The 7,582-nt window shown below is 71.9% G+C and carries 7 protein-coding genes; all 7 read left to right on the top strand.

The window, feature by feature from the left end:
- The first annotated feature begins 32 nt into the window (after positions 1-32).
- Complete coding sequence (gene hsaA, locus AIIKEEIJ_RS09885; RefSeq protein ID WP_006935131.1) at positions 33-1,199, top strand: 3-hydroxy-9,10-secoandrosta-1,3,5(10)-triene-9,17-dione monooxygenase oxygenase subunit; 1,167 nt, start codon at positions 33-35, stop codon at positions 1,197-1,199.
- A gap of 259 nt (positions 1,200-1,458) precedes the next feature.
- Entirely contained in the window at positions 1,459-2,088 is a 630-nt protein-coding gene (locus AIIKEEIJ_RS09890; protein WP_006935134.1) for a TetR family transcriptional regulator, read from the top strand.
- Between the two features lie 267 nt (positions 2,089-2,355).
- Complete coding sequence (locus AIIKEEIJ_RS09895; protein ID WP_029545923.1) at positions 2,356-3,516, top strand: steroid 3-ketoacyl-CoA thiolase; 1,161 nt, start codon at positions 2,356-2,358, stop codon at positions 3,514-3,516.
- A gap of 27 nt (positions 3,517-3,543) precedes the next feature.
- Positions 3,544-5,736: an acyl-CoA dehydrogenase family protein gene (locus AIIKEEIJ_RS09900; RefSeq protein WP_161995552.1), complete on the top strand. Its 2,193-nt coding sequence runs from the start codon at positions 3,544-3,546 to the stop codon at positions 5,734-5,736.
- A 61-nt stretch (positions 5,737-5,797) separates the two neighbouring features.
- Positions 5,798-6,670 (top strand): MaoC/PaaZ C-terminal domain-containing protein, encoded by an 873-nt coding sequence (locus AIIKEEIJ_RS09905; RefSeq protein ID WP_161995553.1) that lies wholly within the window; start codon positions 5,798-5,800, stop codon positions 6,668-6,670.
- Positions 6,667-7,317: a hotdog domain-containing protein gene (locus tag AIIKEEIJ_RS09910; RefSeq protein ID WP_161995554.1), complete on the top strand. Its 651-nt coding sequence runs from the start codon at positions 6,667-6,669 to the stop codon at positions 7,315-7,317. The genes AIIKEEIJ_RS09905 and AIIKEEIJ_RS09910 overlap by 4 nt, the downstream gene beginning before the upstream one ends.
- A gap of 13 nt (positions 7,318-7,330) precedes the next feature.
- On the top strand, positions 7,331-7,582 hold a 252-nt coding region (locus AIIKEEIJ_RS09915; protein WP_161995555.1), incomplete at its 3' end, for an SDR family NAD(P)-dependent oxidoreductase.

The raw sequence follows: 7,582 nt of genomic DNA on the forward strand, positions 1-7,582 counted from the left end.
TGACCCGTCCGGGTCGCGAAGGAGACACACCGATGTCCGACGACGTGCTGACGAAGGTCCGCGAGCTGCTGCCGTCCATCGCGGAGCGCGCCCGCAGCGTCGACGAAACGCGCCGGGTGCCCGACCAGACCGTCCAGGACCTGGCCGCCGCGGGAGTGTTCCGGATGCTGCAGCCCGCCCGGCACGGTGGTCTGGAGAGCAACCCTGTGCGCTTCTACGAGGTGGTGCGGGCGATCTCGGGTGCCTGCGGCTCGACGGGCTGGGTGGCCTCGATCCTCGGCGTCCACTCGTGGCATCTGGCGTTGTTCGATGCGCGGGCACAGGACGACGTGTGGGGACAGGACGAGTCGACGCTCCTGTCGTCGTCGTACGCACCGGTCGGCGAGCTCGTCCCGGTCGAGGGCGGCTTCGAGCTGTCGGGCAGCTGGCGGTTCTCCTCCGGCTGCGAACACGCGTCCTGGGCGCTGCTCGGGGCGCTCGTCGTCGGGGCCGAGGGCCGGCCGGTGGACTTCATGACGGTGCTCGTGCCGCGCACCGACTACCGGATCCAGGACGTGTGGGACGTCGTCGGCATGCGCGGCACCGCGAGCAACGAGATCACCGTGGAGAAGGCGTTCGTCCCGCACCACCGGACGGTGCGCAACTACGAGCTCGCGCAGCTGCGGGCCCCCGGGCACAAGGTCAACCCGGGGCCGCTGTTCAGGCTGCCGTTCGCGGCGGTCTTCACCACCGCCGTTGCCGCGCCGGTCATCGGGACGGTCGCCGGATGCTACGAGCAGTACCTGAGCGCGATGCGCGACCGGGTGCGCCTGAGCCTGGGTGGAGGCCGGTTCGCCGAGGACCAGTTCGCGCAGGTCGCCGTCGCCCGCGCCGCGTCCGAGATCGACGCGGCGATCCTGCAGACGGACCGCAACATCCGCGAGTTGTACGAGCTGGCCGTGGCCGGGGAGCCGCTGCCGACGAGCATGCGGCTGAGGGTGCGCCGCGATCAGGTGCGCGGCACCGAGCGCGCCGTCGAGGCGATCGATCTGCTGTTCAAGACCGCGGGCGGCAACTCGCTCGGCCGCGGCAACCCCGTCGAGCGGGCGTGGCGCGACGCGCATGCAGGCAGCGTGCACGTCGCCAACGATCCCGAACGTGCCCTCGCCCTGTACGGCCGGGGCGTGTTCGGGCTGCCGGTGGAGGACAACCTCGTCTGAGCCGGTCCTTCCCGCGCGCGTCGATGCTTCCTGCGCGCGTCGGCACACGCAAGTAAGCACCGTGCCGCGCAACCACATGGGATCGCCCGGTTCGGTATCCTCCATCTGGCCTGGGCGTGGACGTCGAACCCGGACGCAGGGATGCGGCACAGTCCAGGGCAGGTCCCACTGAGCGGAAGATTTCTGCCGGCACGATGCAGGATGAGGGACGCTGGGCGGCACGGCGTAGCCGCAGGTACGAGACGACGGAGGAACCACGGTGCCGAGAGTTGCCGAAGCGCGGGACGCCGCGGAGCCGACGTCCGCCGAGCAGCGCGCACGGTTCGGCCGCATCCTCGACGCGGCGGCGCGCCTGGCAACCGAGAAGGAACTCGAGCGGGTGCAGATGCACGAGGTCGCGAAGATGGCCGGCGTCGCCATCGGCACCCTGTACCGCTACTTCCCGTCCAAGACGCACCTGTTCGTGGCGGTGATGGTCGACCAGATCGAGCAGATGAGCGATCGGATGACCCAGCGCCCGAACCCGGATTCGACTCCGCAGGAGGCCATCTACGAGGCTCTCGTGCGGGCCACCCGGGCGCTGCGGCGACGGCCGTTGCTGGCGGCGGCGATGATCCAGTCCACGAGCACCGCCAAGGCCACGGCCATCCCCGACGTCGCCAAGATCGACCGCCGGTTCCGGGAGGTCCTCTACCGCGCGGCCGGGCTCGAGTACGTCACCGAGCGGGATGCGACGCTCGTGCGGGTGCTCGAGCAGGCGTGGTTCGGGATCATCCAGTCGAGTCTCAACGGCCGGATCTCGGTGCCGGATGCGGAGTCGGACCTGCGCGTGGCCTGCGAGCTGCTGCTCGCGGGCCTGTCGAACGCGCGGCCCGCTCCGTCCGCCTGACGCCGGGCCGCGCCGGTCCCCGCCGGAGCGCCGTGCCCGCACAGTACTGAAATGAATTCTTCTATAGTCGACGGTCGCGCGGGCCGGTCGGCTGCGCGACGTGCGCATGCATACTGGTAGTTCATTGCGAGAGCAGCCTCGCCGCCGACAGGCCATTGTCTCGGCGTAGTTAATAGAATACATTCCAAAAATGAACGCGTTCCCGGTTCGTCCGTCGGCGCGTCCGATTGCCTTCCAGCCCAGCACTCACGTCCGAGGAGCTTGTTCATGACCGAGGTAGTCATCGTCGAGGCGGCGCGCACCCCCATCGGCCGCCGCCGGGGCGCCCTGGCCGGTCTGCACCCGGCCACTCTGCTCGGCACCGCACAGCGCGCCGTGCTCGACCGCGCCGGCCTCGCCCCCGACCAGGTGGGTCAGATCGTCGGCGGCTGTGTCACCCAGGCCGGGGAACAGTCCAACAACATCACCCGGCAGGCGTGGCTGCACGCCGGCCTGCCCTACGGCACGGCCGCCACATCGATCGACTGCGCGTGCGGCTCCTCCCAGCAGGCCGTCCACATCGTCGCCGGCCTCATCGCCTCCGGGCAGATCTCCGCGGGCATCGGCTGCGGTGTCGAGTCCATGAGCCGTGTCTTCCTCGGCCAGGCACTCACGCCGGAGACCGGCAACCCGTATCCGGACGACTGGACCATCGACATGGGCGACCAGTTCACGTCGGCCGAGCGCATCGCCACCCATCGCGGCATCAAGCGGGGTGACACCGACGCCTTCGGCCTCGAGTCGCAGCGCCGCGCCGCCCGGGCCTGGGCCGAGGGCCGGTTCGACCGCGAGATCGTGCCCACCGAGGCGCCCGTCCTCGCCGACGGCGTGCCCACCGGGGAGACCACCGTCGTCACCCGCGACGGCGGCCTGCGCGAGACCACCGCCGAGGGGTTGGCCGCCCTGAAGCCCGTCGTGGAGGGCGGCATCCATACGGCCGGGTCGGCGTCGCAGATCAGCGACGGCGCCGCCGCCGTCCTGCTGACCAGCGCGCAGCGCGCACAGGAACTGGGCCTGCGGCCCCGCGCACGCATCGTCGCCTCGGGAATGGTCGGGTCGGACCCCTACTACCACCTCGACGGCCCGATCGACGCCACGCGGAACGTCCTGGACAAGGCCGGTATGACGCTGGGCGACATCGATCTCGTCGAGATCAACGAGGCGTTCGCGTCGGTCGTGCTGTCGTGGGCGCAGGTGCTCGGCGCCGACCTGTCCAAGGTCAACGTCAACGGCGGCGCCATCGCCCTCGGCCACCCGGTCGGCTCGACCGGCGCCCGGCTCCTCACCACCGCACTGCACGAACTCGAACGATCCGACCGGTCCACGGCACTGGTCACCATGTGCGCGGGCGGCGCACTGTCCACCGCCACCGTCATCGAACGCATCTGACCACACGATCGAATCCACGAGGCCGACATGACCATTGGACTGACACACGAGGATCGCGACCTGCGCGACTCGGTGCGGAGCTGGGCCGCCCGGCACGTCACCCCCGAGGTGCTGCGTGAGGCCGTCGAGGCCAAGACCGACACCCGCCCGGCGTTCTGGGGCTCGCTCGCCGAGCTCGGGGTGCTCGGCCTGCACCTTCCCGAGGAGGTCGGCGGTGCCGGATGCGGCCTCGTCGAACTCGCCGTCGTCACCGAGGAACTCGGCCGGTCGATGGTGCCGGGCCCGTTCCTGCCGACCGTGCTGACCGCGGCCGTGCTGCGCGACGCCGGCCGGACCGGCGAGCTCGCCGGCCTCGCGGACGGATCCACGCTCGCCGGCATCGCTCTCGACCCGGGCACGCTGCGGGTGGAGCGCGGCGCCTCGGGCGCCACGCTGTCCGGCCGGTCCGGGTACGTGCTCGGCGGCCACACCGCCGACCTGCTGCTCGTCGCCGCCGAGGACGCCGGCAACCGGGCCTGGGTGCTGCTGCGCCGGGACGGACTCGAGCTCGAGGACCTGCCCAGCCACGATGTGGTGCGCGGCAATTCGCAGATCGTGGTGGACGGTTTCGCGCTCGCCGCGGCGGACGTGCTGCGGATCGAGCCGCAGCGGGTCACCGACCTCGCCGCCACTCTGTTCGCGGCCGAGGCGTCCGGAATCGCGGACTGGTGCGTGCGCACCGCGGCCGACTACGCCGCCGTGCGCCGCCAGTTCGGCCGCCCGATCGGCCAGTTCCAGGGTGTCAAGCACCGGGCGGCGCGCATGCTCACGCTCGCGGAGCAGGCCCGCGTGTGCGCGTGGGACGCCGCCCGCGCGCTGACGCCCGGCGCTGCCGACGCCGACGAGGCGTCCCTCGCGGCCGCCGTCGCCGGCGCCACCGCCCCCGAGGCCGCCTTCGCCGTGGCCAAGGACTGCATCCAGATCCTCGGCGGCATCGGCTACACGTGGGAGCACGACGCGCACCTGTATCTGCGTCGCGCACAGTCGCTGCGAATCCTGCTGGGCTCCACCGCGTCCTGGCGCCGGCGCGTCACCGATCTCACCCGCCGCGGCGCCCGCCGCGTCCTCGGCATCGACCTGCCGCCGGAGGCGGAGCAGATCCGCACCGGGGTGCGTGACGAACTCGCCCCGGCCGTCGACCTCGGCGGCGGCGAACGCACGCGGTATCTCGCGGAGAAGGGATACACCGCACCGCATCTGCCCGCACCCTGGGGCAAGGGCGCCGACGCCGTCGCCCAGCTGGTGATCGCCGAGGAGCTGCGCGCGGCGAACCTGACGCCGCACGACATGATCATCGGCAACTGGGTGGTGCCGACCCTCATCGCGCACGGCAGCCCCGAGCAGCAGCGACGGTTCGTGCCGCCGTCCCTTCGGGGCGAGATCGTCTGGTGCCAGCTGTTCTCCGAGCCCGGCGCCGGCTCCGACCTCGCGTCGCTCACCACCAAAGCCACCAAGGTCGACGGCGGATGGGTGCTGCAGGGACAGAAGGTGTGGACCTCGATGGCGCGCGATGCCCACTGGGGCATCTGCCTCGCCCGCACCGACGCCTCGGTGCCCAAGCACAAGGGCCTGTCGTACTTCCTCGTCGACATGCGCAGCAGCGAGGGGCTCGACATCCGCCCGCTGCGCGAGATCACCGGCGAGGCCCTGTTCAACGAGATCTTCATCGACAACGTGTTCGTTCCCGACGACTGCCTCGTCGGCGAGCCCGGCGACGGCTGGAAGCTCGCCCGCACCACCCTCGCCAACGAACGCGTCTCCCTCTCGCACGACTCGTCCCTCGGCTCCGGGGGTGAGGCCCTCCTCGAGCTGGCGGCCGGACTGCCCGGCGGCCTCGACGACGAGCAGGCCACCACGCTCGGAAAGGTGCTGTGCGACGCCCAGACCGGCGGTCTGATGGGCCTGCGCACCACGCTGCGGTCCCTCGCCGGGGCCCAGCCGGGAGCCGAGTCCTCGGTCGCGAAGCTGCTCGGCGTCGAGCACATCCAGCAGGTGTGGGAGGTCGCGATGGACTGGGCCGGGCCGCGCGCCCTGCTCGGCGGGCAGCACCGCCGGTCGGCGACGCAGATGTTCCTCAACTCGCAGTGCATGTCGATCGCCGGCGGCACCACCAACGTTCAGCTCAACATCATCGGCGAGCGGCTGCTCGGCCTGCCCCGCGACCCCGAACCCGGAAAGTGAGCACGGCGATGACATCGACGCAACGAGGCGCCGGTTCCACGGACGAAGAGGAGAACTGACCGTGCCCATCGACCCGAACGTCGCCCTGTCCGCCGAACCCGCGGTGCGCGAAGCGATCTGGACCGACCGCGACGTCATGCTCTACCACCTCGGTCTCGGCGCCGGGGGCGACGGACTCGACCCGGCCGAGCTGAGCTGGGTGTACGAGAAGAACCTGCGCGTGCTCCCGACGTTCGCAATGGTCGCCGGTCAGGGGATCTCGGCCGGCGCACTGAAGCCGGCCGGAATGAACCTGCCCGGCATCGACATCGACCTGCGCCGGATCCTCCACGGCGGGCAGTCGCTGCAGGTACACGCACCGATCCCCACCACCGGCACGGCGCACATCTCGTCGCGGGTGGCGCACGTGTGGGACAAGGGCAAGGCCGCGGTCATCGTGCTGGAGCAGTCCGCCGCCACCCCCGAGGGCGCCCCGCTGTGGACCACCGGCATGCAGATCTGGGCCCGGGGCGAGGGCGGCTTCGGCGGTGAGCCCGGACCGGAAGCGGCCCAGTCGATTCCGGATCGGGAGGCGGACGCGGTCCTCGTCTCCCCGACGAGCCCGCGGCAGGCGCTGCTGTACCGGCTCAGCGGCGACATGAACCCGCTGCACGCCGATCCGGCGTTCGCGCGGGCCGCCGGCTTCGACCGGCCGATCCTGCACGGCCTCGCGTCGTACGGAATCGTGTGCAAGGCTGTCGTCGACGGCATCCTCGAGGGCGATCCCACCCGGGTGCGGGACTTCTCGGTGCGGTTCGCCGGCTCCCTGTTCCCGAGCGAGACCCTCGAGACCGCCGTCTGGCGCGACGGCGACCGGCTGACGCTGCTCGCCACCTGCCCGGAGCGCGACGGCGCCCCCGTCCTCACCCACGCCACGATGGAGGTCCGCTCGTGAAGACCGGCACCCATCCCACCGCCGCCACCCACGCGCACCGCACGGTGCTGACGTCGGCGCCGCAGGACGCACCCGTCGACCGGGCCACCGCCGCTGCGCGGCGCGTGGTCGACGCCATGCTGCGCACCGACCGGGGCAACGCCAACCTCGACCGCGTCGCCGAGGAACTCGACAGCATCGCCGACCACCTCGAGGAGCACGCACCCGCCGTCGCCGAGCGGCTGATCGACATGTGGAACGGCGAGGGTGTCACCCGGCACGACCCGGTCACCGGCCCCGAGAACGCGATCGCGCCGCCCCTGGTCCTCGAGGGCCTCGAGGACGGCTCGGTACAGGGCACCGTCACGCTCACGCTGCCATACCAGGGCCCGCCCGGATGCGTGCACGGCGGCGTGTCCGCGCTGATCCTCGACCACGTGCTCGGCGTCGCCAACGCCTGGGGCGGCAAGTCCGGCATGACGGCGAACCTCGTCACGAACTACCACCGGCCGACGCCGCTGTTCGAGCCGCTCGTCGTCACCGGCCGGCTCGACTCCGTCGACGGCCGCAAGATCCGCACCGTCGGCAGCATCGCGACGGCCGACGGGCAGCTGTGTGTCTCGGTGGAGGGGCTGTTCGTCGACAGGACGGTGCCGCGGCCCCGCTAGGAGGAGAACACCGATGGGAGCACTCGAAGGCCGGGTCGCGCTGGTCACCGGCGCCGGTATGGGCATCGGCCGGGGCATCGCCGCGGCGTTCGCGCGGGAGGGCGCGGACGTCGTCGTCGCCGAGATCGACGAGACGGCCGGCGCCGGCACGGCCCGGTGGCTGCGGGACGAGTGGGGCGTGCGCGCCCACTTCCAGCGCACCGACATCACCGACAAGGGCCAGGTCCACGCGATGGTCGACGCCGCGGTCGAGCGGTTCGGCCGC

Source organism: Rhodococcus sp. YH1, from assembly GCF_009939605.1.
Lineage (GTDB): Bacteria > Actinomycetota > Actinomycetes > Mycobacteriales > Mycobacteriaceae > Rhodococcus > Rhodococcus aetherivorans.

What these genes read in the sequence shown, in the direction of transcription:
- hsaA (WP_006935131.1), top strand. Translation starts at nt 33, where the DNA reads ATGTCCGACGACGTGCTGACGAAGGTCCGCGAGCTGCTGCCGTCCATC.
- AIIKEEIJ_RS09895 (WP_029545923.1), top strand. Translation starts at nt 2,356, where the DNA reads ATGACCGAGGTAGTCATCGTCGAGGCGGCGCGCACCCCCATCGGCCGC.
- AIIKEEIJ_RS09900 (WP_161995552.1), top strand. Translation starts at nt 3,544, where the DNA reads ATGACCATTGGACTGACACACGAGGATCGCGACCTGCGCGACTCGGTG.